At 42.0% G+C, this 24,967-nt stretch carries 26 protein-coding genes; all 26 read left to right on the top strand.

Going from position 1 to position 24,967, the window contains the following annotated elements; genetic code table 11:
• Window positions 1–12 precede the first annotated feature (12 nt).
• Window positions 13–237 (top strand): AtpZ/AtpI family protein, encoded by a 225-nt coding sequence (locus H0173_RS15265; RefSeq protein WP_221847377.1) that lies wholly within the window; start codon window positions 13–15, stop codon window positions 235–237.
• Between the two features lie 2 nt (window positions 238–239).
• Window positions 240–614, top strand: coding sequence for an ATP synthase subunit I (locus tag H0173_RS15260; protein WP_221847376.1), 375 nt, complete (start codon window positions 240–242; stop codon window positions 612–614).
• 23 nt (window positions 615–637) lie between these two features.
• A complete protein-coding gene (gene atpB / locus H0173_RS15255; protein WP_221847375.1) occupies window positions 638–1,351 on the top strand; it encodes a F0F1 ATP synthase subunit A in 714 nt (237 codons plus the stop codon).
• 76 nt (window positions 1,352–1,427) lie between these two features.
• Complete coding sequence (gene atpE / locus H0173_RS15250; protein WP_023613579.1) at window positions 1,428–1,640, top strand: F0F1 ATP synthase subunit C; 213 nt, start codon at window positions 1,428–1,430, stop codon at window positions 1,638–1,640.
• A gap of 143 nt (window positions 1,641–1,783) precedes the next feature.
• Entirely contained in the window at window positions 1,784–2,296 is a 513-nt protein-coding gene (gene atpF / locus H0173_RS15245) for a F0F1 ATP synthase subunit B (RefSeq protein WP_221847431.1), read from the top strand.
• A complete protein-coding gene (locus H0173_RS15240) occupies window positions 2,293–2,829 on the top strand; it encodes a F0F1 ATP synthase subunit delta (protein WP_221847374.1) in 537 nt (178 codons plus the stop codon). Before atpF ends, H0173_RS15240 begins: the two co-directional genes overlap by 4 nt.
• A 24-nt stretch (window positions 2,830–2,853) precedes the next feature.
• Complete coding sequence (atpA, locus tag H0173_RS15235; protein ID WP_221847373.1) at window positions 2,854–4,365, top strand: F0F1 ATP synthase subunit alpha; 1,512 nt, start codon at window positions 2,854–2,856, stop codon at window positions 4,363–4,365.
• 106 nt (window positions 4,366–4,471) lie between these two features.
• Window positions 4,472–5,329, top strand: a complete 858-nt coding sequence (locus tag H0173_RS15230) for a F0F1 ATP synthase subunit gamma (RefSeq protein WP_221847372.1) — start codon at window positions 4,472–4,474, stop codon at window positions 5,327–5,329.
• A 199-nt stretch (window positions 5,330–5,528) separates the two neighbouring features.
• Complete coding sequence (atpD, locus tag H0173_RS15225) at window positions 5,529–6,950, top strand: F0F1 ATP synthase subunit beta (protein WP_221847371.1); 1,422 nt, start codon at window positions 5,529–5,531, stop codon at window positions 6,948–6,950.
• 22 nt (window positions 6,951–6,972) lie between these two features.
• Window positions 6,973–7,380 (top strand): F0F1 ATP synthase subunit epsilon, encoded by a 408-nt coding sequence (locus tag H0173_RS15220; RefSeq protein WP_221847370.1) that lies wholly within the window; start codon window positions 6,973–6,975, stop codon window positions 7,378–7,380.
• Between the two features lie 668 nt (window positions 7,381–8,048).
• Window positions 8,049–8,756, top strand: a complete 708-nt coding sequence (locus H0173_RS15215) for a DNA alkylation repair protein (protein WP_221847369.1) — start codon at window positions 8,049–8,051, stop codon at window positions 8,754–8,756.
• A gap of 521 nt (window positions 8,757–9,277) precedes the next feature.
• Complete coding sequence (locus tag H0173_RS15210) at window positions 9,278–9,652, top strand: NADH-quinone oxidoreductase subunit A (RefSeq protein ID WP_313770655.1); 375 nt, start codon at window positions 9,278–9,280, stop codon at window positions 9,650–9,652.
• Window positions 9,643–10,155, top strand: a complete 513-nt coding sequence (locus tag H0173_RS15205) for a NuoB/complex I 20 kDa subunit family protein (protein ID WP_221847368.1) — start codon at window positions 9,643–9,645, stop codon at window positions 10,153–10,155. Before H0173_RS15210 ends, H0173_RS15205 begins: the two co-directional genes overlap by 10 nt.
• Window positions 10,156–10,158: 3 nt before the next feature.
• Window positions 10,159–11,544 (top strand): NADH-quinone oxidoreductase subunit C, encoded by a 1,386-nt coding sequence (locus H0173_RS15200; RefSeq protein WP_221847367.1) that lies wholly within the window; start codon window positions 10,159–10,161, stop codon window positions 11,542–11,544.
• A 3-nt stretch (window positions 11,545–11,547) separates the two neighbouring features.
• Complete coding sequence (locus H0173_RS15195) at window positions 11,548–12,648, top strand: NADH-quinone oxidoreductase subunit D (protein WP_221847366.1); 1,101 nt, start codon at window positions 11,548–11,550, stop codon at window positions 12,646–12,648.
• Complete coding sequence (nuoH, locus tag H0173_RS15190) at window positions 12,648–13,655, top strand: NADH-quinone oxidoreductase subunit NuoH (protein WP_221847365.1); 1,008 nt, start codon at window positions 12,648–12,650, stop codon at window positions 13,653–13,655. The genes H0173_RS15195 and nuoH overlap by 1 nt, the downstream gene beginning before the upstream one ends.
• Before the next feature lie 38 nt (window positions 13,656–13,693).
• Window positions 13,694–14,113 (top strand): NADH-quinone oxidoreductase subunit NuoI, encoded by a 420-nt coding sequence (gene nuoI, locus H0173_RS15185; protein WP_066296838.1) that lies wholly within the window; start codon window positions 13,694–13,696, stop codon window positions 14,111–14,113.
• On the top strand, window positions 14,110–14,631 hold the full coding sequence (locus H0173_RS15180; RefSeq protein ID WP_221847364.1) for an NADH-quinone oxidoreductase subunit J: 522 nt from the start codon (window positions 14,110–14,112) through the stop codon (window positions 14,629–14,631). Before nuoI ends, H0173_RS15180 begins: the two co-directional genes overlap by 4 nt.
• Window positions 14,628–14,942, top strand: a complete 315-nt coding sequence (gene nuoK, locus H0173_RS15175) for an NADH-quinone oxidoreductase subunit NuoK (protein ID WP_221847363.1) — start codon at window positions 14,628–14,630, stop codon at window positions 14,940–14,942. Before H0173_RS15180 ends, nuoK begins: the two co-directional genes overlap by 4 nt.
• Window positions 14,943–15,135: 193 nt before the next feature.
• Window positions 15,136–16,998 (top strand): NADH-quinone oxidoreductase subunit L, encoded by a 1,863-nt coding sequence (gene nuoL, locus H0173_RS15170; RefSeq protein ID WP_221847362.1) that lies wholly within the window; start codon window positions 15,136–15,138, stop codon window positions 16,996–16,998.
• On the top strand, window positions 16,995–18,506 hold the full coding sequence (locus H0173_RS15165) for a complex I subunit 4 family protein (protein WP_221847361.1): 1,512 nt from the start codon (window positions 16,995–16,997) through the stop codon (window positions 18,504–18,506). Before nuoL ends, H0173_RS15165 begins: the two co-directional genes overlap by 4 nt.
• Before the next feature lie 6 nt (window positions 18,507–18,512).
• Complete coding sequence (gene nuoN, locus H0173_RS15160) at window positions 18,513–20,030, top strand: NADH-quinone oxidoreductase subunit NuoN (RefSeq protein WP_221847360.1); 1,518 nt, start codon at window positions 18,513–18,515, stop codon at window positions 20,028–20,030.
• A gap of 494 nt (window positions 20,031–20,524) precedes the next feature.
• Window positions 20,525–20,773, top strand: coding sequence for a DUF1146 family protein (locus H0173_RS15155; protein ID WP_221847359.1), 249 nt, complete (start codon window positions 20,525–20,527; stop codon window positions 20,771–20,773).
• A gap of 332 nt (window positions 20,774–21,105) precedes the next feature.
• The gene (locus H0173_RS15150) at window positions 21,106–21,849 is read left to right on the top strand and encodes a YwmB family TATA-box binding protein (RefSeq protein WP_221847358.1); all 744 of its coding nucleotides are present in this window, start codon (window positions 21,106–21,108) and stop codon (window positions 21,847–21,849) included.
• Between the two features lie 33 nt (window positions 21,850–21,882).
• On the top strand, window positions 21,883–23,196 hold the full coding sequence (murA, locus tag H0173_RS15145) for a UDP-N-acetylglucosamine 1-carboxyvinyltransferase (protein ID WP_221847357.1): 1,314 nt from the start codon (window positions 21,883–21,885) through the stop codon (window positions 23,194–23,196).
• Window positions 23,197–23,888: 692 nt separating this feature from the next.
• Window positions 23,889–24,920, top strand: coding sequence for a stage II sporulation protein D (spoIID, locus tag H0173_RS15140; RefSeq protein ID WP_221847356.1), 1,032 nt, complete (start codon window positions 23,889–23,891; stop codon window positions 24,918–24,920).
• The last annotated feature ends 47 nt before the right edge of the window (window positions 24,921–24,967 follow it).

Genomic DNA, 24,967 nt, shown 5'->3' with positions numbered 1-24,967 from the left:
GGATGTGTTTTCATGCGTCAAAAAAGCCGCAACCCATATATAGCAATGGGGTTAATGTCTGCTATCCTTTCACAATTAGTCGGTTCCGTCCTAATTGGCATTTTCATTGGAAGATGGCTGGATCGTGCGGCGGGCACCGAGCCGCTATTTCTCATCATTGGACTGCTGCTTGGATTGACAGCGGGGACATTCGCTATGATTAGCTTAATCAAACATTTTTTTCAGGAGAATAAATGACTATGCCAGAATTTAAACTAATGTTTATCAGGCAACGAAAGTACATATTTTTACTGTTGTCCATTTACGTTCTTGGCTGGGGATTTACATCTCATCAACCTATTTTTCTCGGGCTTATTTTAGGGACATCATTGAGCTTATTTAATTTGTGGCTTATGACGAGAAAAGTAGACCGGTTTGGAGAGGCTATAGTAAAAGGGGAAAGGGTGCGTTCTCTAGGGATGCTTTCTAGAATGGCATCTGCGGTATTAGCTGTCATGATTGCGATGAAATATCCAGAAAAGGTGCACCTGATTAGTGTTGTTTTTGGATTAATGACATCCTACATTGTCATTATGATAGATTATTTTTTTCAATCTTTTCATTTACGTAAATAGTGGGGAAGAGAGGTGAAACACATATGCATCATGAGGCTCCAATAGTTAAATTAATGGGCTTATCATTTAACCTAGCAAACATTTTGATGATTACAATTGCAAGTCTAGTTGTTTTTCTCATCGCCGTGCTTTCTACCCGTCGTCTAGCCATGAAGCCTACTGGAATGCAGAATTTCTTTGAGTGGATCATGGATTTTGTTAAAGGTATTGTAAATAGTACGATGGATTGGAAAACGGGTGGCAGATTCCACATACTAGGAATCACATTATTAATGTATATTGCAATTTCTAACTTTTTAGGACTACCGTTTTCTGTTGTAATTGATGATAAATTATGGTGGAAATCACCTACAGCCGATCCGGTTATTACCTTAACACTTGCAACAATGGTTGTGGCACTTTCGCACTATTATGGAATAAAAATCAAAGGTGCTAAGGAATACGGCCGCGATTTTTTCAGACCAATGCCGTTCTTATTTCCTCTTAAGATCATTGAGGAATTTGCAAATACTCTAACACTTGGTTTACGTCTTTACGGTAACATTTTTGCGGGTGAGATTTTACTAGGGCTTCTTGCTGGTAGTCTTGCTCATATGGGAGTAGGCGGAATACTTGCCGCTGTAATTCCAACACTTGCTTGGCAAGGATTCTCAATTTTCGTCGGCGCTATCCAAGCGTTTATCTTTACTATGTTAACAATGGTTTACTTGGCTCACAAAGTGAGTCATGACCATTAATATATACCTGTTCATTCATTTGAACAAATAAATAAAAACCAATATTTTATATACAATTTTAAGGAGGAACTTAACAATGGGTCTTTTAGCAGCAGCAATCGCAATCGGTTTAGCAGCACTAGGTGCTGGTATCGGTAACGGTCTTATCGTATCTAGAACAGTTGAAGGTATCGCTCGTCAACCAGAAGCACGTGGTATGCTTCAAACTACAATGTTCATCGGGGTTGCATTAGTTGAGGCGATTCCTATCATCGCTGTAGTTATCGCGTTCATGGTTATTGGTGGTTAATAACGGGTAAAAATGTTCCAAAATGGCGAAGATCATTCTATGAGAACCTTCGCCTTTCCTTTATGTCTAAATTCCTGAAAAGAAATAATTTCGTTTTAATATACAGATAAACTTGAGAGACTCTTGAAGGGAGTGAATCGATGGTGTTAGCTAGCAATTTAGTATTAGGTGTTTCTTTTAACGGTGGAGATATCTTATTCCAGCTTGTTATGTTTGCCATTCTTATGGCGCTTCTTAAGAAATTTGCCTGGGGTCCGTTAATGGGCATTATGAAGCAGCGTGAAGAGCACGTAGCAAGTGAAATTGAGGCAGCTGAACAAAGCCGTCAAGAAGCGAAGAAGCTTTTAGAAGAGCAAAGAAATCTTCTAAAGGAAGCTCGTACAGAGGCACAAGGCTTAATTGAAAGTGCAAAGAAGCAAGGCGACCTGCAGCGTGAAGAGATTATTACAGCCGCTCGTGCTGAGTCTGATCGTATTAAGGAATCCGCTAAGCTTGAAATTGAACAGCAAAAGGAAAAAGCTGTTGCAGCTATTCGCGAACAAGTGGCTTCTCTATCTGTTTTAATTGCTTCTAAAGTGATTGAGAAGGAATTAAGTGCAGACGATCAAGAAAAGCTGATTAACGAATATATTCAAGAGGCAGGAGAAGAGCGATGATTAGCTCCACAGTAGCAAAGCGCTATGCGCTAGCTCTTTTCCAGCTTGCAAAAGAACACCAGCTTCTAGATCAAATGGAAGAAGAGCTTCGCGTAGTTAAGGATGTAGTCAACCATAACTCCGAATTAAAAGCGGTTTTAAAATCTCCGAAACTTCCAATTGAGAAGAAGAAAGAGATTATCAAGGGTGCATTCGCATCTGTTAACACATATGTGTTAAATACTCTAATGATTTTAATTGAACGCCATCGTGAAGATCATATTTCTGATGTGGCAGATCATTTTATAAGCCTTGCAAATGATGAAAGAGGCATTGCAGAGGCGAAAGTGTATTCCATCCGTCCATTAACAGAGGCGGAAAAGAATGCTTTATCTGCAGCTTTTGCAGGAAAAGCTGGGAAACAATCACTTCGTATTGAAAATATTGTTGACTCTAATTTACTCGGCGGCATTAAGCTTCGAATCGGAAACCGGATTTTCGACGGCAGCCTGCGCGGTAAGCTAGATCGTCTAGAACGTCAATTATTAGGCTAAGATTCGTAGATAGGGGTGAAACTCATGAGCATCAAAGCTGAAGAAATCAGTGCGCTGATAAAAAAGCAAATCGAAAACTATCAGTCGGAAATTCAAGTGAGTGATGTAGGTACGGTTATCTCTGTAGGTGACGGTATCGCTCGTGCTCATGGCCTCGACAATGTCATGGCTGGAGAACTTGTTGAATTTTCAAACGGCGTTATGGGTATGGCACAAAACCTTGAAGAAAACAACGTCGGTATCATTATTTTAGGACCATTTACAGATATTCGTGAGGGCGATGAAGTTCGCCGTACAGGACGCATCATGGAGGTTCCGGTTGGGGAAGAGCTAATCGGACGCGTGGTGAATCCACTTGGACAGCCTGTAGATGGCATGGGACCAATTAACACAACAAAAACTCGTCCTATTGAAGCTGCAGCTCCAGGTGTTATGGATCGTAAATCTGTACACGAGCCGCTTCAAACAGGAATTAAAGCGATTGACGCATTAGTGCCAATCGGACGCGGACAGCGTGAGTTAATCATCGGTGACCGTCAAACAGGTAAAACATCTGTTGCGATCGATACAATCCTGAACCAAAAGGATCAAAACATGGTTTGTATCTATGTTGCAATCGGACAAAAGGAATCTACTGTTCGTAATGCAGTAGAAATGCTTCGCAGAAACGGTGCATTAGACTACACAATCGTTGTTACAGCTTCTGCATCACAGCCGGCTCCATTATTATTCTTAGCTCCTTATGCTGGGGTAACAATGGGTGAAGAGTTCATGTACAATGGCAAGCACGTTCTTGTTGTTTATGATGACTTAACAAAGCAAGCTTCTGCATACCGTGAGCTTTCCTTATTATTACGCCGTCCTCCAGGTCGTGAAGCATATCCAGGGGATGTATTCTACTTGCACAGCCGTTTATTAGAGCGTGCAGCTAAGTTGAGTGACGCTAAAGGTGCTGGTTCTATCACAGCTTTACCATTTATCGAAACTCAAGCAGGGGACGTTTCTGCTTATATTCCAACTAACGTTATTTCTATTACTGATGGACAAATCTTCTTACAATCTGACCTATTCTTCTCTGGCGTACGTCCAGCGATCAACGCAGGTCTATCTGTATCACGTGTAGGCGGATCCGCGCAAATTAAAGCGATGAAGAAGGTTGCAGGTACATTACGTCTTGACCTTGCTTCTTACCGTGAGCTTGAATCATTTGCGCAATTCGGTTCTGACCTTGATAAAGCAACACAAGCGAAATTAAACCGCGGTGCCCGTACAGTAGAGGTTCTAAAGCAGGATCTTAACAAGCCGTTAAAAGTTGAGAAGCAAGTTGCGATTCTATACGCACTTACTCGCGGCTTCTTAGATGATATTCCTGTACACGATATTCGTCGTTTCGAATCTGAGTTCCTTTCATGGTTAGACCATAACCGCAAAGAATTGTTAGACCAGATCGTTACTACTAAAGATCTTCCTGCTGATGACGATATGGCTGCTGCAATTAACGACTTCAAGAAAACTTTTGCAGCATCTGATAAGTAATTAAGCAATCTCTATTAGAGGGTCTGACATTAGGAAAGCAGGCAGTGCCCGGAGGACTCCGGGTACTCTCTGCTGGACATTCTTTGAAAAAGGGTGGTGAGAACCTGTGGCATCATTACGCGATATAAAATCTCGTATTACTTCTACGAAGAAAACGAGCCAAATTACAAAAGCAATGCAAATGGTATCTGCTGCGAAAATGAACCGTGCAGAAATGAATGCTAAATCATTCGTTCCCTACATGGAAAAAATTCAAGAGGTTACTGCCTCCATCGCACTTGGAAGCAAGGATGCAAATCATCCAATGCTAACTAGCCGTCCGGTAAAAAAGACTGGATATCTTGTTATCACTTCTGACCGTGGTCTTGCTGGAGCATTTAACAGTAACGTTTTAAGGCATGTATACCAAACTATTCAACAACGCCATAAATCAAATGATGAGTATGCAATCATTGCTATCGGCCGTAATGGACGTGATTTCTTTAGAAAGCGCGGCATGAATGTCATTCTTGACATTATTGCTGTTCCGGATCAGCCTGAGTTTGCTGAGATTAAAGATATTACGAGCAAGACGGTTGGCATGTTTACAGACCAGACATTTGATGAGCTATATATGTACTATAACCACTACGTTAGTGCCATTCAGCAGGATGTAACAGAGAAGAAGCTTCTTCCGCTTACGGATATTGCTTCATCTTCAAAGCTTACATCTTATGAATTCGAACCGTCAGCTGAAGAGATTCTAGAAGTCTTGCTCCCTCAATATGCGGAAAGCTTAATTTACGGAGCTCTTTTAGATAGTAAAGCTTCTGAGCATGCTGCAAGGATGACGGCTATGAAGAATGCCACGGATAATGCGAATGAGCTTATTAAATCTCTAAGCCTAAGCTATAACCGTGCTCGTCAAGCAGCGATTACTCAAGAGATCACAGAGATCGTCGGCGGGGCAGCTGCGTTAGAATAGTAGAACGATCAATTCTTTCAATATTGAATTTTGTAAATATAACCTTTGAAATCAGAAGCTGTCTAGCTTCAGGCGACATCGGCTCGAGGTCACAAGTCAATCCGTCTAGGAGGTTAAAGAACAACCTCCAAGCCGGCTCGCCTTGTGCTTGTCGCCGATAAGCGGTCGCCTTACGCATTTCTATTTAGGAGGGAAAAAGATGAACAAAGGACGCGTTCTTCAAGTTATGGGTCCAGTTGTTGACGTAAAGTTCGAAAGCGGTCAGCTTCCTGAGATCTATAATGCATTGACAATCGTTAACAAAGCGCGTAACGAATCTGAAGTTGACATCAACTTAACCCTTGAAGTTGCCCTTCATTTAGGTGATGATACAGTTCGTACCATTGCGATGGCTTCAACTGATGGCTTACAGCGTGGCGTTGAAGTATTAGATACTGGTGCTCCTATCTCTGTTCCAGTTGGGGACGTAACTCTTGGCCGTGTATTTAACGTTTTAGGTGAGAAAATTGACCTTGATGGTCCAATTCCTGCCGATGCACGCCGTGATTCTATCCACAGAGAAGCACCGAAGTTCGAGCAACTATCAACTGAAGTTGAAATTCTTGAAACTGGAATTAAAGTAGTAGACCTTCTTGCTCCATACATCAAAGGTGGAAAAATCGGTCTATTCGGTGGTGCCGGTGTTGGTAAAACCGTATTAATCCAGGAATTAATTAATAACATCGCTCAAGAGCACGGCGGTATCTCTGTATTCGCTGGTGTAGGTGAGCGTACTCGTGAAGGAAACGACCTTTATCATGAAATGACTGATTCTGGCGTTATCAAGAAAACAGCGATGGTATTCGGTCAGATGAACGAGCCGCCTGGCGCACGTATGCGTGTTGCTCTAACTGGTTTGACAATGGCAGAATACTTCCGTGATGAGCAAGGACAAGACGTTCTTTTCTTCATGGATAACATCTTCCGTTTCACACAAGCAGGTTCTGAAGTATCTGCCCTATTAGGCCGTATGCCTTCTGCGGTAGGTTACCAGCCAACTCTTGCTACAGAAATGGGTAAATTACAAGAGCGTATCACTTCTACTAACGTAGGTTCTGTAACATCTATCCAAGCGATTTATGTACCTGCCGATGACTATACGGATCCGGCTCCAGCTACAACTTTCGCTCACTTAGATGCTACTACTAACCTTGAGCGTAAGCTTTCTGAAATGGGTATCTACCCAGCGGTGGATCCGCTTGCTTCTACTTCTCGTGCATTATCACCAGAAATCGTTGGTGAAGAGCATTACGAAGTAGCTCGTCAAGTTCAGTCTACTTTACAGCGTTACAGAGAATTACAAGATATTATCGCAATCCTAGGTATGGATGAGCTTTCTGATGAAGATAAGCTTGTTGTACACCGTGCGCGTCGTGTCCAATTCTTCTTATCACAAAACTTCCACGTTGCTGAACAGTTCACTGGTCAGCCAGGTTCATACGTACCAGTTAAAGAAACTGTTAAAGGTTTCAAAGATATTCTTGAAGGAAAATATGACCACCTTCCAGAAGATGCATTCCGTCTCGTTGGTAAAATCGAAGAGGTTATCGAGAATGCAAAGAAAATGGGCGTAGAGGTCTAATTTCGGACCAGGAGGGTAAAAAATGAAGACGATTAAAGTCAGTGTTGTTACTCCCGATGGCCCGGTGTATGAAGCAGATGTGGAAATGGTAAGTACGAAGGCTCAAAGCGGTGAGCTAGGAATTTTACCAGGCCATATTCCAATGGTTGCACCGTTACAAATTGGAGCTGTCCGTTTAAAAACACAAGGAAATACTGAATTTGTAGCTGTTAGCGGCGGCTTTGTTGAAGTTCGCCCTGACAAAGTAACGATTTTAGCACAGTCAGCTGAGCAAGCAGATAGCATTGACATCGAGCGTGCGTTGCGTGCCAAAGAACGCGCCGAAAAGCGCCTTCACGAACAAAAGCGCGACAACATCGATTTCAAGCGTGCCGAGCTAGCTCTTCAGCGTGCCATCAATCGTATTAACGTATCAGAAAAACATTTTTAATAGATGTTTAATAGCCCCTCAGCCTCTGGCTGGGGGGCTTTTGTATTGGAGGAAGTGTGGACGGAAAGGACAATTTTTGATTAAAAGAGGGAGAATTGTGAGATAACTGGAGATAACTGGGTTATTGGACAGGTTTGTCCTCAAAAGGTGGGAAGCTGTCCGATAAGTGGTTTTATTGGACAGGTCTAAGCTGAAAAGGTGGGAAGCTGTCCGATAAGTGGATTTATTGGACAAGTTTGAGCTGAAAAGGTGGGAAGCTGTCCGATAAGTGGTTTTATTGGACAGGTTTGAGCTGAAAAGGTGGGAAGCTGTCCGATAACTGGCTTTATTGGACAGGTTTGAGCTGAAAAGGTTGGAAGCTGTCCGATAAGTGGTTTTATTGGACAGGTTTGAGCTGAAAAGGTTGGAAGCTGTCCGATAACTGGTTTTATTGGACAGGTTTGAGCTCAAAAGGGAGAAAGCCGTCCGATAACTAGTTTTATTGGACAAGTTTTGGCTAATAAGGAGTTAAGCTGTCCAATAACCTATGTTTAGTTCAAAAATAAAAATAAGATAGTAAATCTGCACAATAATCTTATGAAGGGTTTTTTTAATAATAAAAGAATTAATAAGTATAATTGTCTATCATTTTATTAATGATTTAAAAAGTTAAAGGGGGATGAGAAAAAGTGAAGCTAGATGAGATTATGAAGCAGCTTGAGGAGATGGGGTCCGAACAAACAAAAAAAACATTTCTCCGTCATGGTGCAAAGGAACCGTTTTTCGGGGTGAAGGTTGGGGATTTAAAGAAGCTCGTTAAATATGTGAAGAAAGATCATGATTTAGCGCTTGCTCTTTATGAAACCGGGAATCATGATGCCATGTATTTAGCGGGTCTCTCGGTGAACCCGAAATTAATGACGAAGGAAGTTTTACAAGGTTGGGTAAAGAAGGCGTACTGGTATATGCCAGCAGAGTACACAGTCGCCAGTGTGGCAGCGGAGAGCGAATATGCACTTGAATTAGCAAAAGATTGGATGCAGTCTGAAGAAGAAATGATTGCAGTATGCGGCTGGAGTACCTATTCAAATTATTTATCAATTACCCCTGATGAACAATTAGATTTAGATGAAATTAGAGGAATGCTCAAACAGATTGAGAAAACCATTCATAGTGAGCGAAATCGTGTGCGCTATGTTATGAACGGGTTTGTCATTTCGACAGGTGCCTATGTTCAAGCATTATCGGAAGAGGCAAAGAGAGTGGCGAAACATATTGGAAAAGTTCACGTAGACGTAGGGAATACTGCTTGTAAGGTACCGTTAGCAACTGAGTATATTCAAAAAATAGAAGATAAAGAGCGAATTGGTTTAAAAAGAAAGACCTGTATCTGTTAATAAATAGGGCAGCTTTGCAATCTAAATGCAGAGCTGTTTTTTAGTTTTTAAACGCTTGGGCATTTTTTAGAGATTTTATTAATAAATGTAGTATTAGGTTGAAATCGATTTTAAGAAGGAATGATGTGAGATTCAATGAAAATGGTAATCAATGAGTTCACTGGATTGTAACTTCTAAAGAGAATTTTGGGGTGCCGTGATTCGTGGAGGAGTTTTATAGTTAAATATGGTACTCCTTCCATTCCGTTTTCCAAATGTGTGTGTGGGGATTTCCAAATTCTTGAGCTGCTCATTGTAAATTTCTCTCCTATAGTCCTACATTATATTTCGCATTTGAGGCATTTTGATGTTGCTTGAGGAAGATAAATTCAGGAGATGCCCAAGGCTGCATAATGCCTATTTTGAACCCAAGAGAATTTCCAGTAAAATTATTGGGTTTATCGACACAAATTGGTAACAATGCTATAATGGTTACGGTTACAACTGGGTATAGAAAATTCATAAAATTGGAGGGGATAGACATGGAGATGCTAAATTTATATCAAAATAACTATTTGATTGTGTTTGTGTTCCTATGTCTGGGAATTTTGTTACCTGTGGTTGCTTTGTTCTTGGGGAAGCTACTTCGGCCATATAAGCCGTATGAGGCAAAGTATACTACGTACGAGAGCGGGATTGAGCCATTCCATGATTCCATGGTGCAGTTTAACATCCGCTATTATATTTTTGCACTGATGTTTGTTATTTTTGATGTGGAAACTGTGTTTTTATATCCATGGGCTGTTGCTTATGAAAAACTCGGAATCTTTGCATTAATAGAAATGCTGATTTTTGTATGTATGCTTGTAATCGGTCTTATTTATGCATGGAAGAAGAAGGTGTTGAAATGGACTTAAAATTGGAAAATATATCACCTGAAGAGATGGAAGAGTTGCAGCGTAATGTCTTTATGGCAACTTTAGAACAAATAAAAGCTTGGGCACGGAGTAACTCATTATGGCCAATGACCTTCGGGCTTGCTTGTTGTGCCATTGAAATGATGGGCGTCGGCGGAGCTCACTACGATTTAGACCGTTTTGGCTCGTTTTTCCGGACATCCCCTCGCCAATCTGATGTCATGATTGTATCAGGGACAGTTACGAAAAAGATGGCACCAATCGTTCGCCGCCTTTATGATCAAATGCCAGAACCTAAATGGGTGATTGCGATGGGATCTTGTGCTACTGCAGGGGGGCCATATGTAAAATCTTATTCGGTTGTTAAAGGCGTTGACCAAATCGTTCCTGTGGATGTGTACATACCGGGATGTCCCCCGAATCCGGCTGCATTAATATATGGAATTAATAAATTAAAGGAAAAAATCCGCTATGAGGCTAAAACTGGGAAGAAGGTGATGTAACCGATGAGCGGGGAAAAAGATCTGGAACAGTTAAAAAAGGAGGCTGCCGCAAAGGCAAAAGCTGCTGCACTCGCAAAAATGAAAGCAAAAGAGCAAGGTGGAGCGAAGGAAGACACTCCAGCCGAAGACCTTGATATAGCAAAACAAAAAGCCGCTGCCGCAGCGAAAGCAAAGGCTGCTGCACTTGCGAAGATGAAAGCAAAAGAGCAAGGTGAACCGAAGGAAGAGACTCCAGTTGAAGACCTTGATATAGCAAAACAAAAAGCCGCTGCCGCAGCGAAAGCAAAGGCTGCTGCACTTGCGAAGATGAAAGCAAAAGAGCAAGGTGAACCGAAGGAAGAGACTCCAGCTGAAGACCTTGATATAGCAAAACAAAAAGCCGCTGCCGCAGCGAAAGCAAAGGCTGCTGCACTTGCAAAGATGAAAGCCAAGGAATCAGGCGAAGCGGAAGTGGAGCCGCCAGCCGAAGACCTTGATATAGCAAAACAAAAAGCTGCCGCTGCTGCGAAGGCAAAGGCCGCAGCCGCCGCAAAAGCGAAAGCCGCTGCCCTAGCAAAGCAATCAGGAGAAGCAGATGCTGGTGATGATGAAAAGGCGAAAGCCATTGCCGCAGCAAAAGCAAAGGCCGCAGCAGCTGCAAAAGCGAAAGCTGCTGCACTAGCAAAACAATCGGGAGAAGCAGATGCTGGTGATGATGAAAAGGCGAAAGCCATTGCCGCAGCAAAAGCAAAGGCTGCTGCAGCTGCAAAGGCAAAAGCTGCTGCCAATGCGAAAGCAGGTGGTGGAGCTGGTGATGACGAAAAGGCAAAGGCCATTGCTGCCGCAAAAGCAAAAGCCGCCGCTGCTGCAGCCGCGAAAGCTAAGGCAGGTGGGAAAGCCGCCGCAGAACCAGCCGAGGAAACGAAACCATCACCAAACCAGCCATATCTCGATAAGTATGTAAAAGTAATTGGAGAGCATCTCGGACAAGATGTGCTGGAAGATTACTATATCAATAGTTTATCTAAAGATGTTCCTACTTTAGTGGCGAAGAAAGAGTCCTACTTCAAACTGGCAGAATTCTTGAAATATAATGAACAGCTCGGGTTTGATTACTTATCAGAAACCCATGGAACAGATTTCGAAACACATATGGAAGTATATGTTCATTTATTCTCGTATAAAAACCGGCAGTCTGTTGCGTTAAAAGTAAAAATTGATCGTGATGAACCAACCATCGAATCGCTTGTGCCTTTATGGGCAGGAGCCAATTGGCCAGAGTGCGAAACCTATGATTTATTGGGCATTACATTCACAGGTCACCCGAATCTGCATCGGATTCTCCTTGGAGAGGATTGGATTGGCCATCCGTTAAGAAAAGACTATGAACCGTATGATGTGGAGGTGTAACCAGTGATACGTACTGAAGAAATGCTCTTAAATGTTGGACCTCAGCATCCTAGTACGCACGGTGTATTTCGTCTCGTCGTCAAAATAGATGGGGAAATCATTAAAGAAGCGAAGCCAGTCATCGGTTATTTGCATCGCGGAACGGAAAAGCTGGCTGAAGATCTCCAATACACACAAATCATTCCTTATACAGACAGGATGGATTATTTGTCTGCTATGACGAATAACTATGTGATCTGTCATGCTGTTGAAACGATGATGGGCATCGAGGTTCCAGAGAGAGCCGAATATTTGCGTGTTATGGCGATGGAGCTTGGAAGAGTTGCAAGTCACCTAGTTTCATGGGGTACATTTTTACTAGACCTTGGAGCAACAAGTCCTTTCCTCTATGCTTTCCGTGAACGGGAAATGATTATCAATATGCTGAATGAGCTTTCTGGAGCGCGTTTGACCTTCAACTATATGCGTGTAGGCGGAGTGAAATGGGATGCACCAGAAGGCTGGATTGAAAAGGTAAAAGAATTCATTCCTTACATGCGTGAACAGCTCGTCGGCTACCATCAGCTTGTGACGGGAAATGAAATTTTTATAAACCGTGTAAAAGGAGTAGGAGCTTATACGAAGGAAGATGCCATTCATTACTCATTAAGCGGTCCAACCCTGCGCTGTACGGGAGTGAAATGGGATCTGCGCAAGGATGAGCCTTATTCAATTTATGATCGTTTTGACTTTAATGTTGTGACCCGTGAAGAAGGGGATGCATGGGCACGCTATCATGTCAGATTGGCAGAAATCGAAGAATCTCTGAAAATACTTGAACAGGCGTGTGAACAATTCCCGGCAGAGGGAGAAATCATGGCCAAGGTTCCTAAAATTATTAAGGCTCCAAAAGGAGAAGCATTTGTCAGAATCGAATCTCCACGTGGAGAAATTGGCTGCTATATTTACAGTGACGGGAAAAAAGAGCCGTATCGCTTAAAGTTCAGAAGACCGTCCTTCTATAATCTGCAAATTCTCCCTAAGCTGCTTGAAGGCGAAAACATGGCAAACATGATTGCGATTTTAGGAGGAATTGATATTGTCCTCGGGGAGGTGGACGGTTAATGATAGAAGAACTATTGCACTCTAGTCCCGGATTATTAAATTTCGGTATTTTCTTCTTACTGGCCGTCGTTTTACTATTAGTCGTTTTAGGGTTTGTTACGTATGCAATTTTAGCAGAACGTAAAGTAATGGGATTTATGCAGGGACGGATGGGTCCGAATCAAGTTGGTGGAAAATGGGGACTGCTGCAGACTGTTGCTGACGTTCTAAAGCTTCTATTAAAAGAGGATACGATCCCGAAGCTTGCAGACAGACCGTTATTTATCCTTGCTCCTGTCATTGCGTTTGCACCAGCATTCATGGTTTTAGCAACGATTCCTTTTACAGACAAATTTCAATTTGCTGATATTGGAGTAGGGTTGCTTTACTATATCGCAGTATCCGGAATTACTACAGTAGGAATTGTAACAGGAGCTTGGGCATCAAACAATAAATATGCCCTGCTTGGGGGAATGCGTGCAGCAGCACAGATGATTTCTTATGAAATCCCGCTTGTAATGTCTGTTGTTGGGGTTATTCTTTTATCAGGCAGCTTAAATTTAAATGATATCGTTGAGGCTCAAAGAAATGGCTGGTTTATCGTTTGGCAGCCAATTGCGTTTATCGTGTTTTTCATCGCATCTGTTGCTGAATTAAACCGTGTGCCGTTTGACTTGCCAGAAGCAGAATCTGAGCTGATTGCCGGTTTCCATGTTGAATACTCCGGTTTCCGCTGGGCATTCTTCATGCTTGCTGAATATGTCTATTTCTTTGCAATGGCTGCATTGACAACGGTTTTGTTCTTAGGCGGATGGCTGCCGCTTCCGTTCTTAGGATTCATTCCAGGAGCTGTATGGTTTGCGCTTAAATTCACACTAGTTGTCTTCGTATTAGCGTGGTTCCGTTCGACATTCCCGCGTGTGCGTGCTGACCAATTAATGGAATTTGGCTGGAAGGTACTATTGCCAGTTGCATTAGCAAATATTTTCTTAACCGCATTATTAAAGGAATTGCTCCACCTATTTTAAAAAGCCTTACACTTCTAAAAATCAAGGGGTGAAATAACATGCTTGGATTAGCGAAAGGTTTATCATATACCCTAAAAAACTTAACACGCAAAAAGGTTACATATGATTATCCGAATGAACCGCTTCCGCTGCCAGACCGGTTTCGCGGCATACAAAAGTTCTATCCGGAAAAATGTATCGTATGTAATCAATGTGCCAACATCTGTCCGACTGAATGCATTCAGCTAACAGGGAAAAAGCATCCGGATCCGGCGAAAAAAGGAAAAATTATTGATACGTATGATATTAACTTTGAAATATGTATTCTATGTGACTTGTGCACAGAGGTTTGTCCAACAGAGGCCATTATTATGACGAATAACTTTGAATTGGCAGAGTACAGCCGGGACGAATTGTTCAAAAACTTGGAATGGCTTGATGAAAATGATGAGAATATACGGAAGGAGAATAAAGCATGACGTTTTCAGGTGAATTTATTGCGTTTATGGCACTTGCCATTGTAGCGGTCATGGGCGGCGTGCTTTTATTAAACCTTACCAAAGTTGTGCATATGGTAGTGGCGCTTGTTTTTACATTCATTAGCATTGCGGGCATCTTTGTTTTACTATCTGCTGAATTTCTGGCAGTAGCCCAAATTTTGCTATACTCCGGAGCCATTACAATCATCATGTTATTTGGAATCATGCTTACCCGTCATGATGATGTCAGTGAGCCGAAAACAGGATCACTTCGTAAAGTGCTGCTGTTTTTAGGGGTATTAGGTTTTGCGTTTACCGTCTACATCGGCATTTATAATCTTGATTTCGGAGGGCTGCCGAATACATTGCACGAAAATAATACAGAGCAAATCGGAGTGGCGCTTTATTCGAAATATATTATTCCATTTGAGCTAACGTCTGTATTATTATTGGCAGCACTGATCGGTGCCATCGTACTGGCAAGGAAAGATGATGAGAAGGGAGCGGAAAAAGAATGAGTTCAGTTCCCATTTCAGCTTATCTGGCTTTGGCTTTAATTTTGTTTTGTATCGGTTTATATGGTGCCTTAACGAAGAGAAATACGGTCATAGTCTTAATATCTATTGAATTAATGCTCAATGCAGTCAATATTAACCTAGTAGCGTTCAGTAAGTTTGGTGCAGCACCAGCGATTACAGGTCAAATTTTTGCCTTATTCGCGATGACGGTTGCTGCAGCTGAAGCGGCTGTAGGCTTAGCGATCTTGATTGCTCTTTACCGCAATCGAAAAACGGTTAATGTTGATGAAATGAATACAATGAAGCACTAGAAATGCTTTGAAAAATAAAGAGGCTGCTCGTTATGCTAGTAAAATGTTTTTCCGGGAAATAATGCGAATTTTTATAGGAAATAAGTTACAATTTTTTCGCTAATCTCCCAAGTATAACTTGCCCTCAATCTAACACGCTTGGCTGAAAGATGAACAAAACTATTCAGCGTGTTCAAAAAAGGGGATTGTGATATTGATGGAGAATGCATGGATCATACCGCTTTTCCCGCTACTATCGTTCTTATTCCTAGTCTTTTTCGGCAAACGGCTTAAGGATGCGAGTGCATACATAGGAATTCTGCTCTCGCTTGCATCTCTTGTCTATTCGGTGCTGGTGCTGTTTGAAAGATTTACTCAGCCCACACATAAGACAGAAGCTGTTTGGCTGACAATTGGGGATGTTCAGTTAACAGCGGGTTTTGAAGTAAACCAGTTAAATGCGTTAATGCTCGTAATCGTCTCACTCGTAAGTTTCCTTGTTCACACGTATTCCAAGGGATATATGCACGGGGATGACAGATTCCATATTTTTTATGCCTATTTAGGATTATTTACTTTTGCTATGTTAGGGCTTGTTCTTTCACCGAACCTATTGCAAACGTATATTTTCTGGGAGCTTGTCGGTTTAGGCTCATTCCTATTAATCGGTTTCTACTTTTATAAAGAAGAAGCGAAGAAGGCAGCTAAGAAAGCGTTCATTATGACGCGTATTGGGGATGTGGGCCTTCTAATCGGAATGATTCTCTTATTCTGGCAAGTGGGCAGCTTTGAATATGATGAAATCTTTGCAGCTGTAGGTGCTGGAGCGATTTCACCAACGATGATTACATTAACAGCAATACTAATTTTTATTGGGGCTGTCGGAAAATCAGGTCAATTTCCGCTTCATACGTGGCTTCCAGATGCAATGGAAGGGCCGACGCCAGTTTCTGCTTTAATCCACGCCGCAACAATGGTTGCAGCAGGGGTATATTTGGTAGCGGCGTTGTTCCCGTTATTCACAGCTAGTGAAACAGCTCTAATGACAGTGGCTGTAATCGGGGCCATAACGGCAATTTTTGCAGCAAGTATTGGCCTTGTTCAAACTGATATTAAAAGAGTACTAGCTTACTCCACTGTCAGTCAGCTTGGCTATATGATGCTCGCGCTTGGATCTGCTGGTTATGTTGCTGGTGTATTCCATTTAATGACGCACGCTTTCTTTAAGGCATTGCTTTTCCTTGCTGCCGGAAGTGTTATTCATGCCGTTCATACACAGGATATTGAAAAAATGGGTGGTCTGTGGAAAAAGCTTCGCGTCACTGGACCTCTGTTCTTAATCGGAACATTAGCAATTAGCGGGGTACCGTTATTTTCAGGGTTCTTCAGTAAAGATGAAATATTAATTGCGGCTTGGGCTCATGGGAATACTGTATTGTTCTGGCTGGCAGTAGTAGCAGCATTCTTTACAGCATTCTATATGTTCCGCCTGTTCTTCATGGTGTTCTCGGGAGAATCCCGCAGCAATATGAGCCATGTGAAGGAGTCGCCAAGTGTGATGACACTCCCGATGGTCATTCTAGGAGTCCTGGCAGTTGTTGCAGGTTATGTTAATACGCCATGGTTCGGAACATTCCTTGGAGATTGGCTAACAGATGGCAATCCAGCACTTGGACACGGACATATCGAAGGTCCTGCATGGATTATGATTGTCGCAACAGTTGTATCGCTGCTTGGTATTTTCCTTGCTTGGATGATTTACAGCAAGCGTTTACTTTCACGCGACTGGCTTGGTGCTGAAACGATGCACTCGATTTTATATAACAAATATTTTATTGATGAATTTTACGAGCTGACAATCTTAAAGGTGACAAAATTCTTCAGTCTATTCCTCCGTTACATCGAAATCTTCCTTGTTGAAGGCATTGTAAAAGGGGTTTCCGGAACTGTATTTGCTCTAGGAAAATTAGGCTCTAAGTTCCAGGATGGACAGGTACAGAGATATGGAACAGTCGCCTTTGTAGGTTTAGCCATTTTAGTAGTTGTATTTGCAGTGACAGGGGGGTATTTAAGATGAATATCGCTTATTTCTTATCAATCTTAGTGTTCTCCCCTTTAATTGGTGTATTGGTCCTATCGTTTATTCCGAAGACAAATGAGTCTTTGATTAAAACAGTCGGGTTTTTAGCTACTCTTCCAGCACTGGTTCTGTCGCTGTTGGCTTTTTTCCAATATCGTGCAGGGGCCTCTCTTGCTGATTTAAGTGAAAGAGCTCACTGGGTGCAATTTGGCGACCCGAACCGTCTAGGAGACTTGTTCTCTATTGATTATGAACTTGGAGTCGATGGATTTTCACTGATTATGCTTGTTTTAACAGCAATTCTATCTACATTAGCAGCGATTGCTTCTATGTATATTAAAAAGGAATGGAAAGGCTATTTCATGCTGTTCCTTCTATTAGAAGTAGGTATGCTAGGTGTATTTGCTGCAGAAAACTTGATATTATTCTTCATCTTTTTCGAAATTACGCTGATTCCGACATTCTTCCTGATTGGGAAATGGGGTTATTTTGAAAAAGAAAAAGCAGCGTTTAGCTTCCTTATATATAACGGTTTAGGATCTGCTGTCCTGCTTATTGTGATTATGGTGCTGTTCTCTCGTACAGGTACGTCCAATATTGATGCACTTATGGCTATTTTGAAGGCTGATCCGAATCATGCTGTTTTCTCAGAAGGAACGAAAATGGGCTTGCTTATTGCTTTATTAATCGCATTTGGCGTTAAGCTGCCGATCTTCCCTCTGCACAGCTGGATGGTGAGAGTTCACGTACAGGCATCTCCTTCTGTTGTTATGCTTCACGCAGGGATTTTGCTGAAAATAGGTGCATACGGGATTATCCGTTTCGGAATGGGGATTTTTCCAGAGCAATTCCAAAGCTTGGCTGTATTAATTGCCGTGCTAGGTGTTGTGAATCTCCTATACGGTGCTTTCTTAGCACTGATTCAAACCGATTTCAAAATGGTGCTGGCGTACTCATCGATTTCCCATATGGGAATTGTATTAATCGGTTTAGGCGCGATGAATGAGGCAGGAATTCAGGGAGCGATTTTCCAAGTCGTATCTCATGGTTTAATTGCGGCTCTTCTATTCTTCCTTGTTGGCGTATTTTATGAGCGTTTTGACACCTCCATTATTCAGAATCTTGGCGGTTTGGCAAAGGGGATGCCAATTACAGCCGGATTCCTGCTAGCAGGTGCAATGGCTTCGCTAGGTATGCCGGGAATGTCCGGGTTTGTCAGTGAATTTATGTCCTTCTTAGGTCTATTTAAAGAAATGCCAGTCCTGGCAGCGGTTGGGGCATTAGGCATTATTCTAACTGCTGTGTACCTGCTTCGTGCAGTTCTAGGCATTACTTATGGAAAAGCCCATCGCGAATTTGCCGGTGTTACCGATCTTCGCGGTACGGAATGGGTTCCAGCATTAGTTTTACTAGGGATTATCGTATTAATTGGTGTGTACCCAAGTGTACTAAGCGAACCGCTAACTTCGACACTAGAAACAATCATGCTTGGGATAGGAGGGTGATGAAGGATGGATCTTGCTGAACTATTATCATATAAATGGAGCATCATGACACCTGAGTTCATCATCCTAGGTGCAGCTACTTTACTATCATTATTAGACTTATTTATGCCGAAGACTGTTAACCGGAAAATTCTCGGCTGGATTGGTCTAGCCGGAATCCTAGTCGCATTAGCTTCATTATTCAGCTTATTCGGGCATGCTTCGGAATCGATTCTATATGATACATTTAGATTAGATTCGTTCGCGAAGGCATTTAAGCTGTTATTGCTAATGGGAGCAGCGCTCGTTATGATTCTAGCAACGAGCTATGAACCGAAGGAAGGGCTTGGCGATTACAAAGGGGAATTCTTCTATCTTTTCCTTGCCGCTCTATTAGGTACGATGATGATGGCGTCCAGCCGCGATTTAATAACATTATTCGTAGGTTTAGAGCTTCTATCGATTTCATCGTATATTCTAGCGGGCCTCCGCAAGAAAAATATTCAATCGAATGAATCCGCAATGAAATACGTCATTAATGGCGGAATTTCAACAGCGATTACTTTATTCGGGATGAGCTATGTGTACGGATTAACTGGAACGACGAATTTACTCGAAATGGCACAGGGATTAATCTCGCTTTCGAATCCGCAGCACATTTATCTAATGGGTCTAGCTTTATTTATGGTATTCGTTGGATTGTCCTTTAAATTGGCAACAGCGCCGTTCCATATGTGGGCACCGGATGTGTACCAAGGAGCACCGACACCTGTTACGGCTTTCTTGAGCGTTGTTTCGAAAACAGCTGGCTTTATCATTATTGTCCGTATCATGCTCGTTGTATTCTTGAGCACACCATCGTCTGACATACCAAATTCAGTGCCGTTGTTTATGAAGGTTCAGGATTATATTGCTTTCCTGGCAGCTGCGACGATGATTATTGGAAACGTTGTGGCGCTAAGACAGAAAAATATTAAGCGTTTATTTGCTTACTCCAGTATTGCGCAGGCAGGTTATCTGCTAGTTGTAATCGCATCGCTATCCGTATTTATCTTTGATACGCTTTGGTTTTACTTAGGAGCATACTTGTTCATGAACCTTGGAGCATTTGCGATCATCCAGCTGATTACGCAAAAAACCGGATCAGAAGATATTACGCAATTTGCCGGATTATATCGTAAAGCACCGATTTTGGCTGTGGCGATGGCAGTATTTATTTTGAGCTTAGCGGGAATCCCGGGAACTGCTGGGTTTATCGGAAAACTCAACATCTTTATGGGTGCACTTGCTGTTGAGCCTGCACGCTACGTATTAGTATCCATTATGATTGCAACAACTGTCGTTTCATATTTCTATTATTTCGGAGTACTGGTGCAAATGTTCTTCAGACCAGCAGCCCATGAGGGGAATATCAAGCTGCCAGCAGGTCTTGGAGTCGTAATCGGCATTTGCGTATTTGCAACGATTCTGTTCGGGGTTGCACCAAGTATTGCATTCGACTTTTTACAGGGGACTTTCAATCAATTTAACGATTTCTTTCAATAATAGGGGAATGTTTTTAAACAAGGGGTTATATATAGAACGTTTAGGAAGGGGATTTCATCCCCTTTCTTTTTTTGTGGGGAAAAAGGTCATTGGCGGATATATATGATGAACTAGCGGATAAATCTTTAAGTTGGCGGATATGTACGGTGAACTGGCGGATATAACTAAAATTTGGCGGATATATATGATGAACTGGCGGATATAACCTTAAAATGGCGGATATGTATGGTGAACTGGCAAATAAAACCTATAAGCTACGGAAATCATACGAAAATGAACGGAAATAAAAGGATTATGGCGTTTTTTCGAAAAATTTTAAGCAAAACGGTTTATTTTAAAGGAATTTAGAGCTTTTCCCTATTCTAAAGCATTAAAAGATGCTATCATATAAAGCGGATTGCCAATTTATTGGTTTCTGAAAGCAGGTTATTTAACTGCATGTGAATTGAAAGGCATTAAAAATTTCGCCAAGAATGGTGAAGGGGGTTGTATTCATGGTATCGGGATTTGGACAACAGGCCTTGCTTAGCATCATATCACACTTGGTGTTTATTGCAGTTGCGTGGTGGGCGCTTCAAGCCATTCGCATTGATCAAATTTTGCGGCCAAACCGTGTTGTACAGGCAAGGGTCCTATACATATTATTATCTATTGCAATCGGGTCTGCAGTCAGTAATTTTTTCCTTGATTATTTGCTATGGTCCAGGCAATTGCCCCTTATACTACAAACTATTCTTAATTAAATAAATGGCCGTAATATGGGTCTTCGTACATGTTTTCAACTGTCCTTTTTTTAAGTACAATTCTATGTGTTGTGCTAATTAAAAGTTTTTTAAAAAAATGGAATACAAATACGATTCCCGAAATGAGAAAAATTGAATAGGATATTAAAAATTGGGCAATAACCTCAATTTTTTTCGGGACACCGTTCTCTTGTCTCGTTTCGGAAACTGGCTCGTTATTAGATTGCCGACAAGTTGGCTTTCAGTTTTTTAAATTGTCAAAAAGTGGCGACATTTCCCAAGTATGCAGGAGCCCTCCTTGGTAACAATGGTAGTAAGGGGGAGGAAGCGAAATGCGGTACTTGAAAATATTTTTAGTAATTGTTGGCACATTTGGTTTTATTGTCTTAAACTTTGGGAATAAAACGACTGTGGCCAAATCGGAACTTGACCTAACGAAGCTAGCTTCCATTTTACAGGACGAAGATATTTTGATCATTGAATGGTCTTTACATGCAAGAGAAAAAATGGAAAATCTTCAAAGTGCAGATGATGTGAAAAAGTTTACGAATGAGCTCAGGACATTGTTTCCAGACTGGGAATGGACGACGAATTCGTCAGCAAAACATTCAGAAACGATGGCGGTTTTAGATACAGATGCTCAAAAAGAGACAATAAAGATCGTATCGACCCCCATAAACAGAAATGTCCAAACGTATGTCATTTATGAAGTGAAGGGAAATAGTTGGAAAGCTGAATCAGAGAAAAAGATCACGTCTCTTTTAGGCAGCAGAATTTCTGACATATTCCATGAAAATACCACAATTTTCTCTTGTTTGAAAGGCGAATTCAGTGATAAAATTGATAAGACTTTGCCTGAAGAAATTAACCATTTATTAGCTGTATTTCGTGCAAAAGAAATTGAAGCATTAAATGAGGACAATTTCATATCTGCATCCGCCTATTCGACATTGTTTGGCAATGTTCTTAAAACAAATAGCGAGGATATGAACTTGCAAATAGGTATAAGAAATCATGGATTGGGCGAAAAGACTACGGTTGTAGTTGGCACACCCATCATTACGATTGAATATTAATATAGAGAAATTGGACGCGGAGGGGAATACACTTTGGAAAAAATCATCGTCCGCGGCGGAAATAGGTTAAGCGGTACTGTCAAAGTTGAAGGAGCAAAAAACGCTGTTTTACCGGTTATCGCCGCAACACTATTAGCAAGTGATGGCAAAAGCGTAATTCGTGATGTACCGACTCTCTCCGATGTATACACGATCAATGAGGTATTACGCTATTTAAACGCCGAAGTGGAGTTTAATAATAATCAGGTCACTGTTAATGCATCACGAGAGTTAAGAGAAGAGGCACCTTTTGAATATGTCCGTAAAATGCGTGCTTCTGTTTTAGTTATGGGATCTTTGCTAGCTCGTAATGGCCGTGCCCGTGTAGCATTGCCTGGCGGCTGTGCAATTGGATCTCGCCCGATTGACCAGCATTTAAAAGGCTTTGAAGCAATGGGAGCTACGGTGAAGGTTGGCAATGGTTTCATCGAGGCAGAAGCAGCAAATGGCCGCCTGCACGGAGCAAAAATCTATCTTGATTTTCCAAGTGTAGGTGCAACGGAAAACATTATGATGGCTGCGACCCTTGCGAAAGGCACAACCATTTTAGAAAACGTCGCAAAAGAACCGGAAATTGTGGATCTTGCTAATTTCTTAAATAAAATGGGTGCTAAAGTAAGAGGTGCGGGTACGGGTACAATCAAAATCGAAGGCGTCGACCAATTATTTGGCGCTGAGCATCATATTATTCCTGACCGTATTGAAGCAGGTACCTTTATGGTGGCCGCTGCTATTACAGGTGGAGATGTCCTTGTGAAAGGCGCAGTTCCTGAACATTCCACTTCGCTAATCGCCAAGATGGAAGAAATGGGCGTTACTTTTATCGAGGAGTCAGAAGGAATTCGCGTTATTGGTCCGGAGAAGCTTAAGGCAGTTGATATTAAAACAATGCCTCATCCAGGCTTCCCAACAGATATGCAATCTCAAATGATGGCGTTATTGCTCCATGCGAACGGTACCAGTGTAATCACGGAGACTGTATTCGAAAATCGTTTCATGCATGTAGAGGAATTCCGCCGCATGAATGCTGATATTAAGATTGAGGGACGTTCGGTTATTATGAATGGACCATCGAATCTTCAAGGCGCAGAAGTAGCCGCAACCGATCTTCGCGCTGCCGCAGCACTTATTTTATCAGGATTGGTTGCAGACGGCGTTACCCGTGTAACGGAATTAAAACATTTAGACCGCGGCTATGTCAACTTCCATGAAAAACTAGCTGGCATCGGTGCAGATATTGAACGAGTAAAAGATATTGAAGAATCAGTTAAGTCAGTAGAGACTTACGTTTCCGATATGAACGCATAAATTTTTGTTTAGTGAAATAAAGAATAATTGAGAAAAAGCGCAGAATTCACCCGTCAGACCTCTGACGAGTGGGGGTTGCGTTTTTTCTTTTTTTATAAGGTTCGTTAAAGGGAAAATGATGACCAACTAAAGTCGAAAGCAGAGAGGAGTTGACCGTCACAGGGGAGATGACGACCAGCTGAAGTCGAAAGTCGCGAGGAGATGACCGTCAAAGTGAAGATGACGACCAGTTGAAGCCGAAAATGAAGAGGAGATGACCGTCAAAGGGGAGCTGACGGCCAACTGAAGCCGAAAGTGGAGTGAAGTTGACCGTCAAAGAGGAGATGACGGCCAACTGAAGTCGAAGCAGAGAGGAGTTGACCGTCAAAGAGGAGATGACGACCAACTGAAGTCGAAGCAGAGAGGAGTTGACCGTCAAAGAGGAGATGACGGCCAGTTGAAGCCGAAAGTGGAGTGAAGTTGACCGTCAAAGAGGTAATGACGGCCAGTTGAAGTCGAAAACAGAGAGGAGTTGACCGTCAAAGAGGATATGACGGCCAGTTGAATACAAATATAGAGCTCCATCTTGGCAAACAACCTTTACTTGCACTCATAATATTTTCTTGTCATAATAGCCTGTCCATCACCATAAGAATGAAGAGAGATGGGGCTCAAACAGAGTTCTAGGATTACATTTTTATGGAGGCATAGTCATGACAAAATTTAAACCAATCATCGTACTAGGTGCACTGCTTATTTTCATTACTTTGTTAATTCCTTCTTTGTTAGTCCTCCCGTTTAAGGAAGATCAGGTGACGGGAAAGCTTGGGGAGCGGTTAAAGCAGAAGGAGAGCAAGGTACAGCCAGCGGAAATATCTGATGGACCAGCTCTTGAAGTGGCTGTTTTTCGAATGAAAACTAAGCAGGTGGAGTCGCTTCCGCTTGAGGATTATGTTGTTGGGGTTGTCGCATCCGAAATGCCAAGGCAATTTGAAAAGGAAGCATTAAAAGCGCAGGCGTTAGCGGCAAGAACGTATATTGTTAATCAAATGATGAAAGAAAATAAATCTGGGCTGCCGGGTGGAGCGCTTGTGACGGATACGGTGGAGCACCAAGTTTATATGGATCAAGACGAAATTAGAAAAACATTTGGAGCCGATTATAAATGGGCCATTGACAAAATTAAAGAAGCGGTGAATGAGACGAGAGGGCAAATTATCGTCTATAATAATTCCCCGATTGATGCGAGCTTCTTTTCTACTAGTAACGGGTATACGGAGAATTCCGAAGCGATTTGGTTACATGCAGTTCCGTACTTACAGAGCGTGGAGAGCCCATGGGATTTAAAGTCCCCAAAGTTTAGTGACCAAAAAGTCTTTACGATTGCAGAATTTGAAAACAGACTAGGTGTAAAGCTGAAGTCGGGTAACACCATCGGGACCATAACAGAAAGAACAACTGGAAAACGTGTAGGCAAGGTTGATATTAACGGAAAGGTTCTGACAGGCAAGGACATTAGGGAAAAGCTCGGACTTAAATCTACTGATTTCACTTGGATTCGCAAGGGTGACAAAATTGTCATTGATACGAAGGGATATGGCCATGGGGTCGGCATGAGCCAATATGGGGCCAACGGAATGGCAGCGGAAGGTAAAAGCTATAAAGACATTATTTTCTACTACTATAAAGGAGTAGAGATCGCTAATTCTGATAACTACTTAACTAAAGTCCTGGCGAAAAAATAGGTTTAGGGTGTCAGACACCGTAAAAAGACAGTTGGGGTGGTTTGTGT

The sequence above is a fragment of the Bacillus sp. S/N-304-OC-R1 genome, from assembly GCF_019749375.1.
GTDB lineage: Bacteria > Bacillota > Bacilli > Bacillales > Cytobacillaceae > Cytobacillus.
This window is presented reverse-complemented; position numbering and strand designations above follow the sequence as displayed.